Here is a 20,118-nt window from a genome sequence, read left to right on the forward strand (position 1 = left end):
ATAAAAGCAATCTCTAAATACTTGTATCCTCAAACTTGTACAACTCCCAGCCACTGTCTTTGCGCTGGAAATAGAGGATATTGGAGAACCCGTTGCCAATGCCTTTCAATGCCAATATTTTATGTGAGGCATTGTCATCATTTTGCTGCCCGTAGTTGATATTCGAAAGTTTATCGGCAGGCAATGCCGGCTTAAAGGCAAACCATTGGTTCAAGTCAAGTGTAGTTTCGAGTATCGAGAAGTCATCATCCGGATCGGTTGTCACAAAGACAAGCGGTTGGCGGATTCGCCGGCTCTGGAAAATACTATCCGTCGCAAAATGACCGAAGAATTCAACAAAGTCCTCGTTCTCGTTTTCCTCAATCGGACGCAGATTGATTGCTTCGAGCATCCACGCCCCTTTAATTCTTTCAAAATAATATTTCTTCACCATTCGTTTTTTCACGAAAATCCATTCCACCTGAACGGATGTGAGTGAAGTGTCTCCTACCAGATCCATATCCTCTTCCCGGTCGAAGAGTAAGGTATAATAACTTTGTTTGGCAAACAAGTCATCATGCTTCCAGTACTTCCTGTCGATTTTCGAAGCCCGTTCTCCGTTGTAGTAGGGCAACGGAAACACCACGCGCTGCCTTTGCAGAGCGTCATCAGAAGCAAAATTGTAGATAAAGTCGTCAAACGATTCGTCAGCCTCAATCGGTTTAGGTTCGTCCGAAGTCTTTTCTCTGTCAATAGAATCGGTTTTGTTCACCATTGCCGAATCTACCAGATGTGTAATAGATGCAAAGGGGTCAGCGTCGGTCTTATTACTGTTGCCGCACGAAGCGAACAACACCAGGACGGTGACTCCCGCCATTATTGTTTTCATTTTAATAATTAGCAATGTGTCGATATCCCCACATGCCAACCGGTTTTCGAAACTCTTTCATACTCCGGTCGGCACATGGGATTTATATCATCACATTATTTTAATTTAGCTCTTAGTTTTTCAAGCATATCCACTGTCATACTTTCCAAATCGTAAGCCGGTTTCCAGCCCCACTCCTCACGGGCGCAAGAATCATCCATACTGTCGGGCCAGCTGTTGGCGATGCGTTGTTTCAGCGGGTCTACCTTATATTCCATCTCAAAGTCAGGAACATGTTTCTTGATAGCAGCATAAATGGTCTCCGGCGCAAAGCTCATAGAAGCGATGTTGAAAGCATTACGGTGCACCAGTTTCGTCGGATCGGCCTCCATCAGCGAGATAGCTGCATTCAGCGCGTCCGGCATATACATCATATCCATCAGTGTTCCTTCCGGAATCGGACAGATAAACTTCTCTCCTTTAACGGCAGAGTAGTAGATATCTACCGCATAGTCAGTCGTACCACCTCCCGGAGGAGTTACATTCGAAATGATTCCCGGGAAACGCACGGCACGGGTATCTACGCCATACTTATTAAAATAGTAGTCGCTCAGCAACTCAGTGGTCACCTTGCTGATACCATACATGGTACGCGGACGCTGAATAGTGTCCTGCGGTGTCTGCACATGCGGAGTGCTTTCACCAAACGAACCGATCGAACTCGGAGTGAATACGGCACATTTGTTTTCGCGAGCCACTTCAAGTACATTCCACAAACCGTCGATACCGATTTTCCAAGCCAGCTTCGGCTTCGACTCGGCTACAACAGACAGCAGGGCGGCAAGGTTGTAGATTGTGTCGATATTATACTCTCTCACTACAGAGGCAATCATATCCTGATCTGTTACATCGACTACAGCCGACGGACCGGATTCTTTCAATTCCCCTTTGGGCTCTGCCCCGTGAATATAACCTGCTACTACATGTGTGTTTCCGTAGCGTTTACGTAGTTCCATCGTGAGCTCCGAACCAATCTGTCCGGTCGCTCCAATTACCAAAATATTTTTCATTATCTTTACTAATAAGGTGTATTAAGCTAAATGGTGCGCAAAGTAAGCACTTTTTTTTCATTTTTATACCAAATATATGTTGTTTATTCCAAGAAAAATTGTGTCCTTTGCAAAAGAAACTAAAACCCCAAACACTATGTACGGTAAAATGAAAGAACACCTCAGCAATACGATTGCTGAAATCAAAGAAGCAGGCCTCTACAAAGAGGAACGCTTAATCGAAAGTGCACAACAAGCTGCTATCACCGTTAAAGGCAAAGAAGTGCTGAATTTCTGTGCCAACAACTACCTTGGATTGTCTAACCATCCCCGCCTGATCGAAGGTGCAAAGAAGATGATGGACCGTCGTGGATACGGTATGTCTTCTGTACGTTTCATCTGCGGAACTCAAGATATACATAAGGAGCTGGAAGCCGCAATTTCAGACTATTTCAAGACCGAAGACACAATTTTGTACGCAGCCTGCTTTGACGCTAACGGCGGTGTATTCGAACCGTTGTTCACCGACGAAGATGCCATCATCTCCGACTCGCTGAACCACGCTTCCATCATCGACGGAGTACGTCTTTGCAAGGCAAAGCGCTACCGTTATGCCAATGCAGACATGGCCGACCTGGAACGTTGCCTGCAGGAAGCACAGGCTCAACGTTTCCGCATCATCGTCACCGACGGTGTATTCTCAATGGACGGAAACGTTGCTCCGATGGACAAAATCTGTGACCTGGCCGAAAAATACGATGCCCTGGTGATGGTAGACGAATCTCACTCAGCCGGTGTGGTTGGTGCAACCGGTCATGGAGTAAGCGAACAGTACAACACTTACGGACGTGTAGACATCTACACCGGTACTCTGGGCAAAGCTTTTGGCGGTGCTTTGGGCGGATTCACAACCGGCCGCAAAGAGATCATCGACCTGCTTCGCCAGCGCAGCCGTCCGTACCTGTTCTCCAACTCACTCGCTCCGGGCATTATCGGTGCCAGCCTCGAAGTATTCAAGATGCTGAAAGAAAGCAACGAAATCCATGACAAACTGGTAGACAACGTAAACTACTTCCGCGACAAGATGACTGCAGCCGGATTCGATATCAAGCCGACTCAGAGTGCTATCTGTGCCGTGATGCTTTACGATGCCAAACTGTCACAGATCTATGCAGCCCGCATGCAGGAAGAAGGTATCTACGTAACAGGCTTCTACTATCCGGTAGTTCCGAAAGACCAGGCACGTATCCGTGTACAGATTTCAGCCGGTCACGAAAAAGAACACCTCGATAAATGTATCGCTGCATTCATCAAAGTAGGTAAAGAATTAGGTGTACTGAAGTAAACCAATCTCCCACTTCCATTGTTATTGTATATAAAAAAATACGATAACAATGGAAGAACTTACACTCACGACACCCGCGCTGCTATTTTCAGCCGTTTCACTTATTCTTTTGGCATACACCAACCGCTTTCTCTCGTATGCCCAATTGGTCCGAATTCTTCGTGACCGCTATATGGAAGATCCTTCCGACATCAATGTTGCCCAAATTGAGAATCTGCGCAAACGCCTCAACCTGACCCGTATGATGCAGGTATTCGGCATTGCCAGTCTATTCTTCTGCGTAGTCACCATGTTTCTTATCTACATCGGATTGTTCCTGCTCTCAATCTATATCTTCGGGTTGGCATTGCTACTGCTGATCGCTTCTTTGGGGGTTTCCCTCCGCGAGATACAGATATCCACCCGTGCCCTGGACATCTACCTGAGTACGATGGAAGGCAAGTTAAAGCATTAACAGCCCATGTTCAGGATTCATACCACCCATACACAGAAAGTTCCGTCCTCTCCCCATCGGGATCGGGCGGAACTTTTACAAACAAAACAAACAAGGGGAAGTGTCTGTCACAGATGCCTCCACACTGTAGAATTTATGATTACTCTAAAACGATGTTGAATGTATAGTTATTGTTTCGGCGGAGGGAATAATCATGGATGTCACTTCTGCCCAAGTCAATGGCTTTTGTATATTCGGCCCCTCCTTTCTTTGCTTTGATTTGGAGCCGGGTGCGTTCACCGGAGTCGGTTCCCTCAGTCACATTCTCAGCCATATAATAGTAGCGGTAAAGGGGGGCTGTCCCCAATACTTTGTCGTCACCGATGACAACCTCTTCCGTATAATTCCCGCCTCCTTCCGGTGACAGATATACATCCGAAGGGAACAAATAGCCTTTGGTCTGCGCATTCTGCAACTGGATCCTCACGTTGCTGAATATCCCTGCCGTCTTGGCCGAAACAGCTATATTGAGCCTGCATACCAGACGTCCCAATACTACATTCACAGCTGTGGTGCCGGCAGCAATCTCGCCTTCGTAATAACCGAAGAGACACACATTCCGGTCCGTATTCCGTTCTTTCAGCCATCCCATATCCACCACCAGACTCTTGAAACCACTCAAGTTATCAGGCCACGCGGCAATCTCTCCATCCGCCAGATTGCCCACCACACAAACCGTACCGCGCCCGGTCCTCAACGCAATTCCTTCAAGCGTGGTGTTGAGCACCGGTGTGGGCAGCACTTTATGTTCGCTGCCTGTCAGGATACCTTCACGGTCAAACTGTAGAATCCACAAATTACTAATCAGGTTTTCATAATCAGGTGCCATCGGCTGCTCCGCACGGGTTGTCGCATCATCATCGGTGAAAGAAGCGGCAGTAAGTCCCATCGACACTTTCACTATTCCCTCCTCCTGATCCATCTGTTCATGGGGTGTGCAGGCACTCAGCGCAAACAGGCAAATACTAAAAACGATATATCCGAATCTTTTCATGGGATCATTATTATTCATTACTCTACTCTGTTTATTTCACCACAGGTTACACGGATTTTCACAGGACTTTTAATCTTAAAGACCACCGGGATTAATCATTAATCGGTGGTGATCGGTATAATCGGTGGTGAATTCTTATTTATCCATTACTACATTCTCCGTCCACGAACGGTTTTGCCAGGTCAGCACAGTGACGCCATTACTGATCTTCACCGTAGCCGTATAGTTGTACGAATGCCCTGCTGTCAGATACAAACCGGTGAGCAACATCTGATACTGAGTGGGGTTACCGTTCACCTTCAGGTTCAGCAACACACTGATAGAGTGAGAGCGTGCGTCTGTGGGCAATACGCCGGTATGCGCCACCAGGCTGTTATCGGCATTTTGGGTGGCATGTGTGATACGTACCGATGCACTCTGATCCCCCACTTTCACAGGCAGCACATCTCCATTTACCCAGTCGAAGCTGGTCGTATTGTCCAGTGGCTGCTGAATACCGCTGATTTCGATTCCTTCGGCAAGCATCTCCAAGGTGTGCACCCCTTCACCCGCCCTGACAGTAAACTGCATCCGCGCTGTCTGGTTGATGATGGGGGGCAGATACAGTGTCTGGACATTGTTCAATGTACCCCCTTCATCAATTTTCGTAATGGTCACTGCCGTCATGGCTGTTTGCGTATACCGGTCGTCGGTCGCAAGCAGGTATTCTCCGTTACCGATATTGACAAATCCCTTTGAGTTTAAGGCCTTGGCAGGTGACAGGATTCTGAAGTAATAAGTACCCGCCTTCATATAAAGAGGAGTGCTGCTTGAAGATATTACCGCTCCGTTGTCGTCTACCTCACAGGGATAGAGCAGACTGCTGCCTGACGTACCGGCGTTACGTACCAGATAAGCTTTGGAATACTCCTCCAATAGATTCTTGGCATCATCATATACCACCAGGCGTATCGTACTCCCGTCTTCCAGCAGAAAAATCGGTCTATCTTTCAACGTTTCGCCATCCGGTGTCGCCCCACGGGTCTGGGCCGAAGGAGAAATTGAAGGATAATATCCACCGGCAACGGGGTCAATCCGTACCCGATCCTCCGTATCTTCTTCGGGAGAGCCAGCGGCACATGCCGTACAAAGCAGAGCCATGATTACATACGAGCAACTTTTATAAACGATCATTCTTTTCATACATCATACTATTTTATTGTGAAGTGACATCCCGCACACAACGAATTTGGAAACCATCAGCCGGAGTATAGTTACTCATATTCAAATACCGGGTACTTGTATCAGCATCAAACTTTAATTTAGCCGCACGCACCATATTACCTTGTGTTGTGGAGGTTAAATACATCGCCTCAAAAGCATCATTTATAAGCATAGCGCTACGTGCCCATATAAAGCCATAGATAGGGATATTGATTACATCGCTGGGATGTTCCCAGTCCATACCGCTTTTGCTCTCTAAAGTCAATCGGTCTGCCGATGTGCATGAATATTTGGATATCTGCATATAGGCCCGACGAATAAAAACCCCACTACCATCACTGACATCCTCTTGACTTACAAATTTAGGTTCCCATTTGATTCTGTAAGCTCTGGAAGTGCCTTGGTATTTTAAGGCATAAATTACTCCATACATAGTGCCGGTATTTGCTCGTTCTCCAATATAAACGGATGTATATCCACTTTCCGGATCATTTGACATGGTCTCTATCCAGGAAGTCCCGCTATGTTGCAGAAAAGTAATGTCTCCCGACTTATCCTCCAACGGCATTATACCCGCAAATTCAATATATGTCGGCAACCTCCATCCTTTTGGACATGGATCGTTCAATGGTGTTTTCCAGCGATTGATACTGATTGCATGGGTATTATCCCAGTCTGTGGCATCAGCTTTAGATACAATCCATGCGACGGTCTTGCCTTCCTTAACATCATCAAAAGTGACAGCCACATTGGTAGGATTCTGGGGACCGCTAATAGCGGAGACACCTTCCTTTCCGGTTATCACCGGATAAGGAGCGGCACCACTACTGTATCCCCTACAATATGGCCTGGTGTACGTTTTACCGTCACTACCTTTAAAATTCACTGTTCTTTTCACAAAATAAGGAATGTCCCTACCCACCTGATAATAGTATCCCCTTCCTGCTTCCCATCCTTCCGGAGTTGTCATATCCGCACTGGTAGCTCCGAGATTCCGGTCCATCCACATGACACCGTTAAAAGTCAGGGGCTGCCCCATATACTGCGAATCGTCATTATGTTCGATCCAATCATACCGGCGGGGGATGATGGTAATAATCTGTACATCGCTATTAGTAATCGTAATGGTAAGCGTATACTCGTAATTGGGCAGGAAGCGGAAAGGCCCCGTCACGGTCTTACCGTTTTCATCCTTCCGGACCTCTCCATCATCTCCGATAACCGGAACACGAATTTCATACGTATCCGTTCGATCTCCACTGTTCGTCCCTTTCGTAGCTACTTTTATTTTAAGTCCCTCCGCAGCCGTGGTTAGAGTCGGGAATATCAGGCATTCGGCAGCCGCACTGCCCGATTGCCCGTCTATAGTTACAAACTGCACACTTTCCGTCACAGCTTGAGAAAATCCGCTGCCCAGAACCGCACGGTCACTTTTCCCTCCCATATAGCTGTATTCTCCGGTCGAAAGCAAGAGCGCTCCTTCGCTATAATCACTGACTGTGATCCCCTTCAGTTCGATACCCGCCAACACATCGACACCGGCCGAACCATTCTCCGGTTTTTGCTTCACCACCTCAAACTTCAACTTAGACAAAGTATGCTTGAAGGGTAAGGTAATCACTCCCGAGTTGATACCCGATTGTCCTGTCAGCACAGCACGGCGCAAGTCGGGCAATACTCCTCCGGCAGAGGAAGTGACGTTGCAAACAGGTATGCCATCTGCTTCGGAACCGCATATCGGCAGAGTCGTATTACCGTATGTCAGTGCATAAAAGTCGAGGATTCGGCCTTCAAAACGGTCTTCGTCAGTACCTGTACTCAGATATTCTATCTGATGTGTGCCGTCCGCACCAACGACCTCCGTGCCCTCCTGCCCATTCATCGTAGAGAGTCTGCCGCTCCACGAACTCCCTATAAGTCCGTATAGCCGGTATTTAGTGCCGGCTGTGAAATGATTCACCGACACATCTCCCGCACGGGTGATGACCTGCTCTTCACTCGAGGAGAGTGTAAAGCTGTCACCACCCTGCGCAGGTATGTGTTCCTCTTCAGGAGTGCAGCCGGTAACCAGTACCGCTACAGTTGAAAGAAAGAATCGTATTATTGTTTTCATATATTCAGCTCTTTTTATTTAGATTCACCACAGAGGACACAGAGTTGGAGTATTTAAGTTTACAGTCCCTCCCCTGTTCATCGTTCCCTGTTCACCGTTCATCTATGCACTTGGAACCGGTTCAGGAACCACCACGGGAATGGTCATTTTTCCTCCGTCCTCCCACTCCTTCTCTTCGCCTTCCAGTGTGAAAGAGTCGATATCAAAATTGAGAGTGGTTCCATACGACTCTCCGGATTGCAACTGAGTTACCGGGACTCCGGATTGATCCATGAAATTCAGGTTGCCATCCAAAACAGGAAAGCTTGCCTTTCGCGCTCCGGTCGTAAAATTTACATCCTTGGCCACATCCGCTGTCAACGTAAGCCCCGGTGTACCCGAAGAGGAAATATCGGTCAGCAAGTCGTTCGTCGCACAGGGTATCAGATAGAATACCGCAATTTGCGTATCCTCCGTACTCAATATCTGACCGGGATGATCGATAACCAAATCGGCGGAAGCCGGAGCCGCTACATAGTGTTTCACCCCCGTATCCCATTTCACCCCTCCGCACACTAACCGTGAAGGCACGGTCAACTTAAGGTTCTTGATATACAGCTTACCGACCGTGTTGTCCGTACGCCTCGCCTTGAGCACGATACGTACGGCAGCGTGTGCAAACTCCAATGCCCGTCCGAAAGGCTGCTTCCTGCTACCCGTAACCCCATTCGGAGTCACCAGTACATCGGTCAGCCCTGCTCTCGAAGGCAACGAATAGGTAGTATGACTGTCCGCCGTAGTCATCGCAGAAGGACAAAGCCCCATCACCACTACCCGGGAGTTATCAGTCGGATAATCCGTTTCCGTATTATAGGGTGCATCGGCGTAATCACCGATCCCCCCTGCCGGAGTGGAGGTTTTATAAGGAGAGCCCAATGTCCCCGTACTGAAATCCGTCTCTTTCCAGAACAGCAGTAACGGAGTGCCTTCGCTGCCTGCCACCCCATCCGTACGGGTGAGGGCTACCTCCATGGGTATCTCCTGTTCGTACTCTCCTTCTCCGGATACACACGAGGCAGACAGCAGACACAGGCAAAGCAGCAGGCATGCCCGGCAGAATCTACTCTTTTTTTCTTCTTTATTCATAGTTGTATACTTTCTTTCTCAGCTTTCACCACAGAGTAACACAGAGTTCCACAGAGATGATTTTCTCTTCATATCTCATAAACAAGAGATTAAGACTCCGTAAGACTCTGTGTTACTCTGTGCTGAATCGTATTTATTTTCCTTTCTACGTCGGCCTTACTATAATCTGATTACCGGAACTCGTCACCCAGTCCGTTACTTTCATCGTGGCACGCATCGGTTGCGGCAATGCGGCCGAAGGCAGGCTGAACCGGGTAATACGCAACAGATAATAACGGTTGCGCAAGATGCCGGAATCCGCACTGAAAGCGATTGTGCCGTCAGTAGCACTTGTGCCGTCTATATAAGTGTAATAATAGCCGATCCCGCCTTCGTAAGCGGTAAAATCAGTACGTTTCAGGGTACCCGCACCGATGGCGGCCTTCATGCCCGCATAGCTGTAATAGTCACTCCCGTTGGTAAAGTAAGTGCCTGCCGCATGTGCTTCCGCATCGACAGGTGTCGTCGTTGCGGGCAAGTAAGTAGCGGCATCGGCGGGAGATGTCAGGGTTTGCGTGGTTCCGGCCCCGGTAATAATCTGTTTGGGGACAAACTTCGCCGCTACCAGCAGATGGGTAGTCACCAGGCGGGGAATTTCCGCCTGAGTCGAATTAAGTGTTCCTGTCAGATCCAGTCCGCCCGCAAGAGAAGCGGTGGAAGTCGCAGTCGTGTTCTCCGGACAATACAGCCCACCGGTATAAGCACCGCTTTCCGGAGGAGTGGCTTTCGTCGCATTGAATTTGACCTCTTCATACGCTTCCGGAGCGATCCCTTCCGCCCATACACTGCCCAAAGTACGGTAAACGAATTGCTGTTCAGCCACATCGGGTGCCGATACATAATTGCCGCCATCATCTTTAACCACATACGGATCTACTTCATGATTAGGATCTTTCCCATCCGGGGGCGCATTCAGATACACCTTCCGGTTGACTGTGTTGAGGGCATACCGCACATCCGACAAACGTATCCAGCCCGGATCGGCTGACGGACGAGCCGCATTACCGGACATCCGTACGTACGCTCCTCCGTCGTCTGTATAGGTATCGCACACCAACAGTACTTTGGCCACCACCCGTTCCAGTGTGATAGGCGATGCCGTGAGATCCACGTTCACATCGGTGCCCGCACTGACCGTTACGGAAGTCCCGGCTTTTCCGGTCATGGCGATCCCCTCCGTCCCGCGGGCAAACTGCCGGATCACCTCGTCATACCCCGCCCCGGCGGCGGTATACAATCCCTTGCCTTCTGCCTGACCGCAGATGGCATGCACCTGACCGGGCAACAGATTGGCCCCCACATAGACCTTCTTCTCTCCGGGAGTGGTCGGTATGCGCGCCTGATACACGTCCGCCGCGCTACTGGTCGTGCCATACACCACTTCGTACTGCACATCATTCCAATCCTCCTTTCCACTCCCGTCGACCGACACCAGGAAAACGGCAACAGAAGAGATCTTCTCCTCCACCGTCACATCCGCCTGTACCGCCGCCCGGGTAGTCTCCCCCACTACCCGTACCGAGAGCCGGACACACGCCGTCACCCGGTCCGCCCCTGCCGGAGAGGCAGGCATGCCGGCATCATCGGAGCATCCGCATGCCCACAGGCAGAGCAGAAACCGAAAGAATATGATCCATATGCTGCCTTTACAGTTGTGCATCATTCAGTCTGATAATCCATCCGTTAATGTTCAGCGCCTCCAGCTTTCCCATCGGGGTAAGGTAGAAAATCACGTTGAACCGATCTTCGTAATCAAGGTAATCCTGGTCGCTGAGCTCCACACCGTTGCTCTCTTCAAACAGGGGGCGCGTCATCAGCAGATAACGCGTCAGGTCGATATCCACTACTTTCTGCCCCGAGACACGGTCCGTCACCACCAGACGGGCCTCCTGATCCGCCAGTAAGCGCAGTGTGTTCAAGCGGGCACGCGCCAGGCTGACTTCTCCCGTACGGGTGGCGGCCGGTTCCGTTTCGGAAGCGGACTCGGTATGATAGGCGGCATAAGTCACCCGGTCGCCCGTCATCACTTCGTTGTCGGCATTCATCCGGCCGTTATCCGCCAACAGAGTAAAGTCGTAATCATCGGCGTCCAGCCCCTGCCCCGACGTATCGTGCAAGGTAATGACGAACCGGTTGCTGTCCTTCAACATCGGTACGCTGACCGATGTCAGTTCCGAAGGCTGTATCCGGCTCAACCGGAGATGACCGTACCACAAGTGCCCCAATTCGTCATCCTGACGTCCGTCTCCGTCACGTTCCAACCGGAGGGTCAGCTCGTCACGGGTCGAACTGCCCGGTGTGAGTTGCGGCATCCGGTAATGCCGGTTGTCCCCTCCCGCCCAGAACACCAGTTCGTAAACGTCTCCGTCTTTATATTCCAGCGGCAGGGTAATGATATAATCGTTTTCAGTCAGCGATTGCCTGTTCTCTGTGTGCAGGCAGACGAACTGTCCCTGTGCGTCGAACACGTAAAGGGACAGCGTGTCGATCTCGTCGGTGATGACGCCTGTCCCGCTGTCGGGCTGTATCTGTGCATGCAATGCAGGCTGAAGACGAATACGGAAACCACTGGGACAGTCGCTACGGTCGTCCCCGGTCCACGAGCAGGCAAATAAGCCCGCCAACAACGAAAGCCACAAGAACGGCAGAAACCAACTGCCGGAATGGGAAAAACAGAAAGTCTGAAACTTATCGGACATGGTTGGGAAAATTTTATGATTGAACGGGTGTTTCACCACAGAGTAACACAGAGTTCCACAGAGATCTTTTTCTCTTAAGATATCCTGATAAGCGAGAACTTAAAACTCTGTGAGACTCAGTGTTACTCCGTGGTGAAAACCCATCTCAAAGCAATTACTTTTTTAGAGAAAACAGTGGGTTAACGGCCCAATACGGCACTATTCGCACGCACTACCCAAGGTTTGATACTTAACTTCACATTCAGCAATACGGTAGTCGGATCATCGGTTTCGGTATCGGTAATGATATTTTCGGTTACACCGTCTTTGCCGACACCTTGAATACCGGTAACGGTTACTTGATAGACATTGTTGCGGACAATGCCGAACTCCATCACATCTTCTGCTGTATCTGCCGAGGGGAGATGTTTGATCCAATACGGATAATAACAAATGAACTTGCCATCGGCACTTTCTTTCTTGAAACACTGGACGTCGTTCTTTTTCAGGTCGGCAGGGGCACCGCTGGCCGAACTGGAAGTAGTTCCGTCTGCCAGCAATACACCGGCTTCTTTCAGCGCTTCAATATCTTTGTAGAAGATGCCGGAATGGTAGAAGATTTCACCAATCGAACCAATTGTAGTAGTTTCTTCCACACCATCGCCCAAAGGCTTTTTTTGCATCATTTTACTCGGAGCTATTTCCGCTTTAAATACGATGCCGGTTGTATATCCGTTCTTCTGTTTATCCTTCAGCATCGTGTTTTCATAGCAGTAAGCGGCGACTTTAGTTTCCACCGCCCCGGAAGAGTAGCCCGGCATATCCGTATAAGTTCCGGAAAAAGTGCCGAAAGACGACAAGCCAAATGCGCTTGATCCTTGCAGATACCAGTCGCCATAGCTATTGGCTAAAGCAGGTGTGGAAGTATAAGTTTTATTATACGTCTTCGGATCTGTCACATACGGCAATGTAGCGCTTGAGTTACCATAATTAGCCTCAGTCAAAGGATTCGTTACAGTGCTTTCTTTATCCACATGACGGAAATAATATCCCTCTTTCCGTGCGTTGACTACATAATAGTTTTTTAGGGTGATATCCGTAATATTTCCGATAGCAGTCACTGTGGTAGAAAACGAAGTATATTTATTAACAGTAGCAGCAGAAGACGCACTGGTTCCTCCCGCAGTCACCGTAATCTTTCCCATCACACGCTCCACTGTTGCCGCAATGGTCTGCTCCGGGTCTTTGGTTATCTCCTGGGCAATATAAGGAAGAGTATTCGAGTTATTACTGTTGGGAGAACGGCTCGCCATTACCAGTCCGTCACTCGGTACAGCAGCTATCACGCTCGTAGCAGCAGCCGTTGTCTTTGCGAGAAAATCAGCTTCGGTCAGAGTTTCCTTGTCACTGTCACCCACCCCATTGACCGTACCGTTCACCACTATATAAATACGATAGTCTCCCGGGGTCAGGGCTGTTTTCTTACTGGTCCATACAATGGTCTTCTGGTCGGTAGTAGTAGTGGTGGTTTGCGTAAACTGGCTGATGGAAATAATCTCTGTCAACTTAGCGCTACCAAAGCTACTACCCGTTCCTCCCGGAAACAGATACAGATTGGCCTTCGTCACTTTGTATTCATCCGTTAAACCGATATCCATATTCGTATCGTCAGTATCCGCCGTCGGATCGGAGGCCCTTGTCTCCGCCACACCATTCGGTACGGCAATGGTCACTGTGGTATAAGCTCTCGCTTCTTCCGGATTCTCTCCGCCCGAAGCATCCGTATCGTCGGAACAGGCGGCCCAGGTTGTCAGCAATAAAGCAGCCAACCCCATCATACTCATGTACTTTAGTTTTTTCATTTCTTTTTTACGTTATGTGATACATTTATTGCGTTATACCGATGGTAGCGGCCCGTCGTTCCGCATTCATCTTTTTAAGGTTTTCTTCCGCTTCCCGGTTTCCGGCTTTCACCGCTCTATGCAGCCATAGCCCGGCTTCTTTGTCGTCTCCGCACAACAGATGGCAGACTCCCCGTACATTCCACGAGCGTTCGTCCGCCTCCACCGTCTTCAGCAACCGGAATGCCTCTTCATACTTCCGCCCCCGAATGGCTTCTATCGCACGGTTCACCGTATCCGCCACGCTGTCAGGGCGGTTGGCATACTGCACACGGATGTAGCAGGCATCGCGCAACTGCGGATAGAGCACATCCAGCACCGAACGATACGGACGCCCGCCCGCCAAGGCTTTCAGCCTGTCATTCCGCTCTTCCTCCGGATGGCTGCGGAGAATAGCGAGCACTTCCTCCTTATATGTCATGTCACTCCCATTCACCAGTTCGGCCAGCCTGTCCCAGTCTACTCCTCCGGCATTCAGTTCAAACAACGATACAGGCAGGTTCATGCGCACCGAGAGAGCATGCCGCAGAGCTTCGGCACGTTTCGCCGATAATTTCCGGTTCAGTTCCGTCGTGCCCTCGGGCGAAGCATATCCGCTGATCGAGATACCTTGCAGAAATGCGCAACTGTCCGCACGCAGCAACCCGATGGCTTCCGTTATCCGGCGCAGGTTTCCGGCATTGGCGGAATACAGCGTATCCACCACTGCCGATGCCGCACGGAAGCGAATACCGATGCCACTTTCATGCAGAGGGCGGCTGCCTGCCTCGCACAGGAACGGATAGTCATCCGCATGTTCCGCCACCGTCCGGCTCACCCTCGGAGTGAGCTCACTAACCGACGGACGATAGGGCAAAGCCACCGGAAAAGCGCCGGAGGAGACGATGCTTCCCACTGTCTGTACCCGGCAGCAACCTTCCCGGTCGATGTCGAGCCGCAGGTTCAAGCCATTCTCCATCCACGGGGCATAGCGCAACGTATCGGTATACAAGAAGGTGTCTCCATTGCGGGCGGTCCACCGATGATTGACGTCACGGTCCGGAAGGCCGGCCAATAGGCGCCGCTGATTTTCCTCGCGCGCCATGATGCGTCCCGTCACCACAAACGGGCCAAGCAACACACTATCCGAGGCGTTGCCCAGACAAGGGGTAATCACCCAGCGGTGACGGGCACGCACTGCACGGGGGGCTATCTTTACGGCAAACGAGACATATACCTGTCCACCCGCACGCTGCATTCGGACGGCGGTAAGGGCTACTCTTCCGGACGGATCTGCCGCACGGACAGACAGCGCACCGAAGCACAGCGCAAAGAGCGTCAGGAAGCAGACTGCCGGCGGCATCTTCCGAAAGCACATTCTTAAACGGGTCGATCGTATCTTCTCTTTCATAAGACTTTTTATTTTAACATATAAATCAGACTGATGCCCGCACGGGTCGGCGCCAGAAAATTTTTCTTGTTCGCTCCCCGATATTCACCACAGACCGGACAATTAAAACGTTTGTATTGGGCATGCACCCACCCTGCACCTATGGTAGCCTCCAGATTCCAGCGTTTGCCGAGCACCCACGAGTAACCGTATGAAAACCCCGCCATCAGCGCCCACCCCTCGTAGCGGTAAGAAACCGAACGGGAAACAAAAGGAAGATGCACCCGGCTCAGGTTGTATTCTCCCCCACCGGCATGCACACCCAGAAAGTGTCCGTAGAATGACTGACAAAGCCAATAGCGTGCCTCACCCTGCGTCATCCAGAATTTCCACTTCCGGTTGTCCGCAAAGTTCCACGGACAGGCGCTTCCCGCAACATCGAGTGTCCAGCGGGAGGCAAACGCCCACTCGGCAGCAAGCGAAGGTGCCGTCGCTACATCGTGCAGCAAATTGGTTTTAACCGCTGCCCGTTGCGCCAGTACATTGCCCGAAACAAGCAAAAGCAATATGAATAGTTGTTTTTTCATTCTGTTAGTTTATCTGAAACATATCCGCCAATCCGCCTATAAATCTGTCAGAGGTATCTCCGACAGATAGGCACGGGTCATCTGGTTGACAATGCCCAGCTTATGGGCGGCATAATGATAACGTGCATACATTTTCTCACAATCCGGTTGATTACAGTTCAGATGCTGGTCCACGGCTTCCATCAAATCGAGCAGGGAGATACGGAAAAGAGGGCGGGTCAGTTCATAGGTTTTCGGAATGCCACTGCCGGATTGGTCTGTCCTGACACGTATCAACCCCGCGGATTCCAGTTGATCCAGGAGTTCGTCAAGAGGCTTACAACCACATTCCAAATCCTGGAGATTTCCTGTTTCGTGAGAGGAAATATGACGTAAGACAGATATGGCTGTCAAAGTTAACGGCGTAAGCATAAGCTATTTTGTTTTGTTGTGTGATCAACCGTTACTTTGTAGGTAACGGTATTTAACAGATAGCGAATACAGAAAGCGTTCTGAACCCAATAACATGAATTAAATAATAAAAGACATCCGATGATGGCAATAAAATGTTTGTCCGCGTTAAATTACACCAACGTGGATAACCCTTTTTATTGCTTTTTTAAGAGAAAATAGGGAAAACTAATGCAAAGCATGCATCTTTTTTAAAATTAATTATCTTTTTAAATAAAAACTTGCCTTTTTATTTGTTTGTGTGAAAAATAATATCCAATTTTGCAGCAATTATTCATTGCCGTTACCTACAAAGTAACAGACTATTTATATCCCTGTATATAAGTGTAATACATTCAAATCATTTTATCTTTAAACCGCATTCAGCACATAGTTGAGTATCTTCCTGTTTGTCCGATCTACTTCCCTATCCCCGAAAGGTTTCAGGTAAGTTTCCGTAACTTTTACCGAAGAGTGTCCCAGTCCACGGCTGATCACTCCCACGGGCGTCTCCTGATGAAAGGCAATCGTGGCCCACGTGTGGCGCGCAGTGTATGAACTGAGCCTGCCGCCCAATCTCAAATCCACCGACACCCGTTCCAACCGGCGGTTCAGGTTACGCAACGCATATTGGTACTCCTGATAAGGAGTCAATGCCTTCTTTGTATGCCGCTTTCGGGTGCGGGGCTGCCCCAAAATAGGTAACAGATAACTCGGATGGCAGTTCTCAACCATCCTCCTATTGATAATTTCCATCGCCTCACGAGGCACGCTAATGCTGACCTCCTGCCCCGTTTTATGCCGGCAGTAGGTCAACACCCCCTTATCAAGATTGCTCCTGCGCAAGTGTGCCAGATCGACAAACGGGATGCCCCGCAGCATAAACATCAGTACAAACCAGTCCACAGCCTTCGCCGAGGCCGATTCATCCGGACACCCCGACATGCGGATCATACGCCCCACCGTGCGGGCATCCACGGCACGCTTCACGTCGGAGCGCGTACCGGTGTATACCTTATCGAAAAGACCGGTGACATATCCCGGACGCCCCTTCATCCCCCGATTGTAGCCCGCACGCAGGGCACGCATATAAGTCGATACCGTGTTCCAGCTCAACCGCTTGCCCAGCAGCCAATGTTCATACTTGCCCAGAAACACCGGAGTCACCTCTTCAAATCCGATCTCCTCTTTTCCTGCACTCTCCCTGAGCGTACGCAGCATATTATGGTAGATACGCCGGGCCGGTTCACGTCCCTCTTCACGGAGCCTTTCAATCTCCGAAATCATAAATACTGTTAATGTTTCATTCATCTTATTCCTTGTTTTTAGTTTACAAATCTTCTTTAAATATAAATTGTGTAAATAGTCGGATAACCGAATCTATATCTTTACAAAAAACATCTAAAGAGACTTTGCAGAACAATCCCCGGGACGATATGCTATGCTCTTTTTGTATATCTTTGCCGATCCTAACGTCATTTTAACAAACATTGGCATCCAGCCATCCCATGCAAACCTCAAAGTAAGATGAAAAAGAGCATTCAAGACCTGAAAGAGTCACTAAGAAAGAAGGAAGAGAAACAACAAAGACTGCACGAACAAGAAGAAACGGTAAAAAAAGACATCCGTGTGCTGCGGTACCTGATAGCCAAGGAGGAAGAGGCCGCCTCACCACAAGCCCCCCGGAAACGAAAAATCCCCCAAAAGCAGATAAACGACTTTTTTACCCGGATCGCCCTGTTTTACGAAGATCTGCAAAGGCGCCTGAACCTGCGCATCACTTATCGCTGCTTCTGCCGCTGGCTCTGCACCCGCTACGAGTTCGAATCACGCTATCACGACCGCCACAAACTGTCGCCTTGCACGATACTGGGGTATTTTAAGAGAGAAAGAGGAGGATGAAAGCCGTATACATAGAGACTAAACTAAAAACACTCTCTATGATTTATCCAGGATGAAAGATGCACACAGATTACTCTGCCATCCGACTTGCCGAAATCACCAGCGAGCACGAAGACTCTCCCAGAGCTATTGTGCTTCGTCACGGATCCATCGTCTCGCACATAGCATCCATCCTGACTGCTTTGTGTCAGTGTGTATGTTTCCTTAAAGAGGAATCATAAGGACGCATCATTCTCCTATCACCCACTCTCCAATATTCCGTTCCTCCTTCTCGAAGGCTACACCCACCTTCACTACTTTCCGTCCGTCCGCCTGATAGGGCAGCAGATATCCCTTTTCATCAATCTGCCTCAAGGCAGCCTCGGCACTGTCGTTCAGCTTGAACTCAAACACGTAGATGTAATCCGGTGTCTTCACCACCGCATCGGCACGCCCCCGGGCACTCCGGACCTCCGTCTCCGTAAACTGCCCCATAAGCTGGAAGACGAGGTAGAACACCGTCTGATAATGCCGCTCCGTGCGGTCGTTCAGATCGTAGGGGATACCGGCAAAGAAGCAGCGCAGGCGCGTGAGGAAAGCGTCCACATCACCGCTCTCCAACTCGCGGATGAACTTGCCGATATAGAACGAGGTGTCTGTCTGGGCTATAGGAGTGTAGAAGGGACTGACGAAGTTGAGGAAACCATATTTCACCTCCTCGTTGGGGAACCCCAGCGTGTACATCCGGAAGCGCTCGTCGTAGTCCTTAATCGTCAGATATCCACTTTGATAAATCATGGGTATCGGATTGTTTATATCCGCGCGGTCGTCGCTCAGCGAAGCCTCATTCACCTCAATACCCTCCATCTCCCTCAAGTCGAAATCAGTCTTCTGCAGCATCTCCACCAGGAAGGTGGGCGTGCCGCTGGCAAACCAGTAATTGCCATACGAACGCTTCTGCAAGGCACTCAACACGCTGAAGGGATTGTACATGGAGGTGAATTCCTCGTCTTTGGTGAACCGGTATCCGTCATATTGGCGAGTCAGCCGGTCCATCACCTGCCGGCAGGTCGCATTACTTTTCACTGCCAGGGCTTCCAATTCTGGAGAGAAGGTAGCTTCTATCTCCGCACGGGTCATGCCGCAAAGGGTGTTATAGTCGAGGTCAAAACTGATATCGTTCAGTTGGTTCAGATTACTGAAAATACCCATTTGCGCGAACTTGGTCACTCCGGTGATGAAGACGAACTGCAACCAGGGGTCGGCATCTTTGAGCACAGTATAGAAAGCGGTCAGCGTCTCCCTGAAGTCGTGTTGCAACTCCTGACTGTCGAACGAACGCAGCAAGGGTTTGTCATATTCGTCAATAAGCACCACCACGCGGCGCCCCGTCTGTTCGCAGGCGCGCCGGATGACGGTCATGAAACGTCCGGAGTGCGTAATACCTTCCCCTCCCGTCCGGTATAACTCTTCCCACTGCCGCAACTGCCGCTCAAGTATATCGATCAGCCCCTCACGACTGTCATACTTCTCCGCATTGAGGCTGAGATGCAGCACGGGATATTGTAGCCACTCTTTTTCCAATTTCTCGATAGCCAATCCGCGGAAGAGTTCCTTCTTACCTTGAAAGTACGCCTCGAAAGAAGAAAGCAACAGGCTTTTGCCAAAGCGGCGGGGACGGCTCAGGAAACAGGGATTGCCTGCTTGAGCCAGCCGATAAATCAATGCGGTCTTATCTACATAAAGGAAATTTTCGGAGCGCAGTTTCTCAAAACTCTGTATCCCTATCGGGAGTTTTCTAAGCGGGGCATTGATCGGTGTATCCATGGGGCATTGAAGTTAGTCTTTTGCAAATGTACACAATTATTTTTTAGATTCTCACACTTGGTTACAAAATGTAAGGGATGCAACAATTGGCACTCTTCTTTATTTTTCTTATACTCGTAAATACAAAGATAACATTTTCTTCTGTATTTTACGTGTTGTACTACCAAAGATACCACCCGGATCTAAATACCTATTATCAGTAAAAGGCCAAGTAGCACTTCGGTGACGATGACGGGCC

General features: G+C 49.6%; 18 protein-coding genes. 4 read left to right on the forward strand and 14 right to left on the reverse strand.

What is annotated here, in order from left to right; translation table 11 throughout:
* Positions 1 to 13: 13 nt before the first annotated feature.
* Complete coding sequence (locus BSHG_RS04310) at positions 14 to 868, reverse strand: DUF4348 domain-containing protein (RefSeq protein ID WP_008769737.1); 855 nt, start codon at positions 866 to 868, stop codon at positions 14 to 16.
* Positions 869 to 963: 95 nt separating this feature from the next.
* Entirely contained in the window at positions 964 to 1,917 is a 954-nt protein-coding gene (locus tag BSHG_RS04305; protein WP_005788767.1) for an NAD-dependent epimerase/dehydratase family protein, read from the reverse strand.
* A gap of 136 nt (positions 1,918 to 2,053) precedes the next feature.
* Here BSHG_RS04305 and kbl point away from each other — a divergent pair, with 136 nt between their 5' ends.
* Together kbl and BSHG_RS04295 are read left to right on the forward strand one after the other, a co-directional pair.
* Positions 2,054 to 3,241, forward strand: a complete 1,188-nt coding sequence (gene kbl / locus BSHG_RS04300) for a glycine C-acetyltransferase (RefSeq protein ID WP_005788771.1) — start codon at positions 2,054 to 2,056, stop codon at positions 3,239 to 3,241.
* A 49-nt stretch (positions 3,242 to 3,290) separates the two neighbouring features.
* A complete protein-coding gene (locus BSHG_RS04295; RefSeq protein WP_005788775.1) occupies positions 3,291 to 3,695 on the forward strand; it encodes a DUF2721 domain-containing protein in 405 nt (134 codons plus the stop codon).
* 139 nt (positions 3,696 to 3,834) lie between these two features.
* Here the strand turns inward: BSHG_RS04295 and BSHG_RS04290 are convergent, their stop codons facing one another.
* From BSHG_RS04290 to BSHG_RS04240, 11 genes are all read right to left on the reverse strand, one after another.
* Complete coding sequence (locus tag BSHG_RS04290; RefSeq protein ID WP_008660870.1) at positions 3,835 to 4,746, reverse strand: DUF4906 domain-containing protein; 912 nt, start codon at positions 4,744 to 4,746, stop codon at positions 3,835 to 3,837.
* Between the two features lie 117 nt (positions 4,747 to 4,863).
* A complete protein-coding gene (locus BSHG_RS04285) occupies positions 4,864 to 5,910 on the reverse strand; it encodes a BF2992 family fimbrillin-A clan protein (protein WP_008660871.1) in 1,047 nt (348 codons plus the stop codon).
* 13 nt (positions 5,911 to 5,923) lie between these two features.
* Positions 5,924 to 8,044, reverse strand: coding sequence for a fimbrillin family protein (locus tag BSHG_RS04280; RefSeq protein ID WP_008660872.1), 2,121 nt, complete (start codon positions 8,042 to 8,044; stop codon positions 5,924 to 5,926).
* A 102-nt stretch (positions 8,045 to 8,146) separates the two neighbouring features.
* A complete protein-coding gene (locus BSHG_RS04275; RefSeq protein WP_008660873.1) occupies positions 8,147 to 9,169 on the reverse strand; it encodes a hypothetical protein in 1,023 nt (340 codons plus the stop codon).
* A 145-nt stretch (positions 9,170 to 9,314) separates the two neighbouring features.
* Complete coding sequence (locus BSHG_RS04270) at positions 9,315 to 10,868, reverse strand: Mfa1 family fimbria major subunit (protein WP_025814439.1); 1,554 nt, start codon at positions 10,866 to 10,868, stop codon at positions 9,315 to 9,317.
* A complete protein-coding gene (locus BSHG_RS04265) occupies positions 10,855 to 11,907 on the reverse strand; it encodes a FimB/Mfa2 family fimbrial subunit (RefSeq protein WP_008660876.1) in 1,053 nt (350 codons plus the stop codon). Before BSHG_RS04265 ends, BSHG_RS04270 begins: the two co-directional genes overlap by 14 nt.
* Positions 11,908 to 12,086: 179 nt before the next feature.
* The gene (locus BSHG_RS04260; protein WP_008660877.1) at positions 12,087 to 13,748 is read right to left on the reverse strand and encodes an Mfa1 family fimbria major subunit; all 1,662 of its coding nucleotides are present in this window, start codon (positions 13,746 to 13,748) and stop codon (positions 12,087 to 12,089) included.
* Between the two features lie 25 nt (positions 13,749 to 13,773).
* Entirely contained in the window at positions 13,774 to 15,177 is a 1,404-nt protein-coding gene (locus BSHG_RS04255) for a hypothetical protein (RefSeq protein WP_008660879.1), read from the reverse strand.
* An 8-nt stretch (positions 15,178 to 15,185) separates the two neighbouring features.
* The gene (locus BSHG_RS04250; protein ID WP_008660880.1) at positions 15,186 to 15,743 is read right to left on the reverse strand and encodes a DUF3575 domain-containing protein; all 558 of its coding nucleotides are present in this window, start codon (positions 15,741 to 15,743) and stop codon (positions 15,186 to 15,188) included.
* Positions 15,744 to 15,779: 36 nt separating this feature from the next.
* A complete protein-coding gene (locus tag BSHG_RS04245) occupies positions 15,780 to 16,154 on the reverse strand; it encodes a hypothetical protein (protein ID WP_008660882.1) in 375 nt (124 codons plus the stop codon).
* Between the two features lie 390 nt (positions 16,155 to 16,544).
* Positions 16,545 to 17,483, reverse strand: a complete 939-nt coding sequence (locus tag BSHG_RS04240; protein ID WP_005788799.1) for a Tsr25 family tyrosine-type DNA invertase — start codon at positions 17,481 to 17,483, stop codon at positions 16,545 to 16,547.
* 216 nt (positions 17,484 to 17,699) lie between these two features.
* Between BSHG_RS04240 and BSHG_RS04235 the strand changes: the two genes are divergently transcribed.
* Positions 17,700 to 18,074, forward strand: coding sequence for a hypothetical protein (locus BSHG_RS04235; protein WP_005818230.1), 375 nt, complete (start codon positions 17,700 to 17,702; stop codon positions 18,072 to 18,074).
* A gap of 59 nt (positions 18,075 to 18,133) precedes the next feature.
* A complete protein-coding gene (locus tag BSHG_RS23360; RefSeq protein WP_008769729.1) occupies positions 18,134 to 18,295 on the forward strand; it encodes a hypothetical protein in 162 nt (53 codons plus the stop codon).
* A gap of 7 nt (positions 18,296 to 18,302) precedes the next feature.
* Here the strand turns inward: BSHG_RS23360 and BSHG_RS04230 are convergent, their stop codons facing one another.
* On the reverse strand, positions 18,303 to 19,880 hold the full coding sequence (locus BSHG_RS04230; RefSeq protein WP_005788802.1) for an ATP-binding protein: 1,578 nt from the start codon (positions 19,878 to 19,880) through the stop codon (positions 18,303 to 18,305).
* Positions 19,881 to 20,118: the final 238 nt, after the last annotated feature.

The sequence above is a fragment of the Bacteroides sp. 3_2_5 genome (assembly GCF_000159855.2).
Taxonomy (GTDB): domain Bacteria; phylum Bacteroidota; class Bacteroidia; order Bacteroidales; family Bacteroidaceae; genus Bacteroides; species Bacteroides fragilis.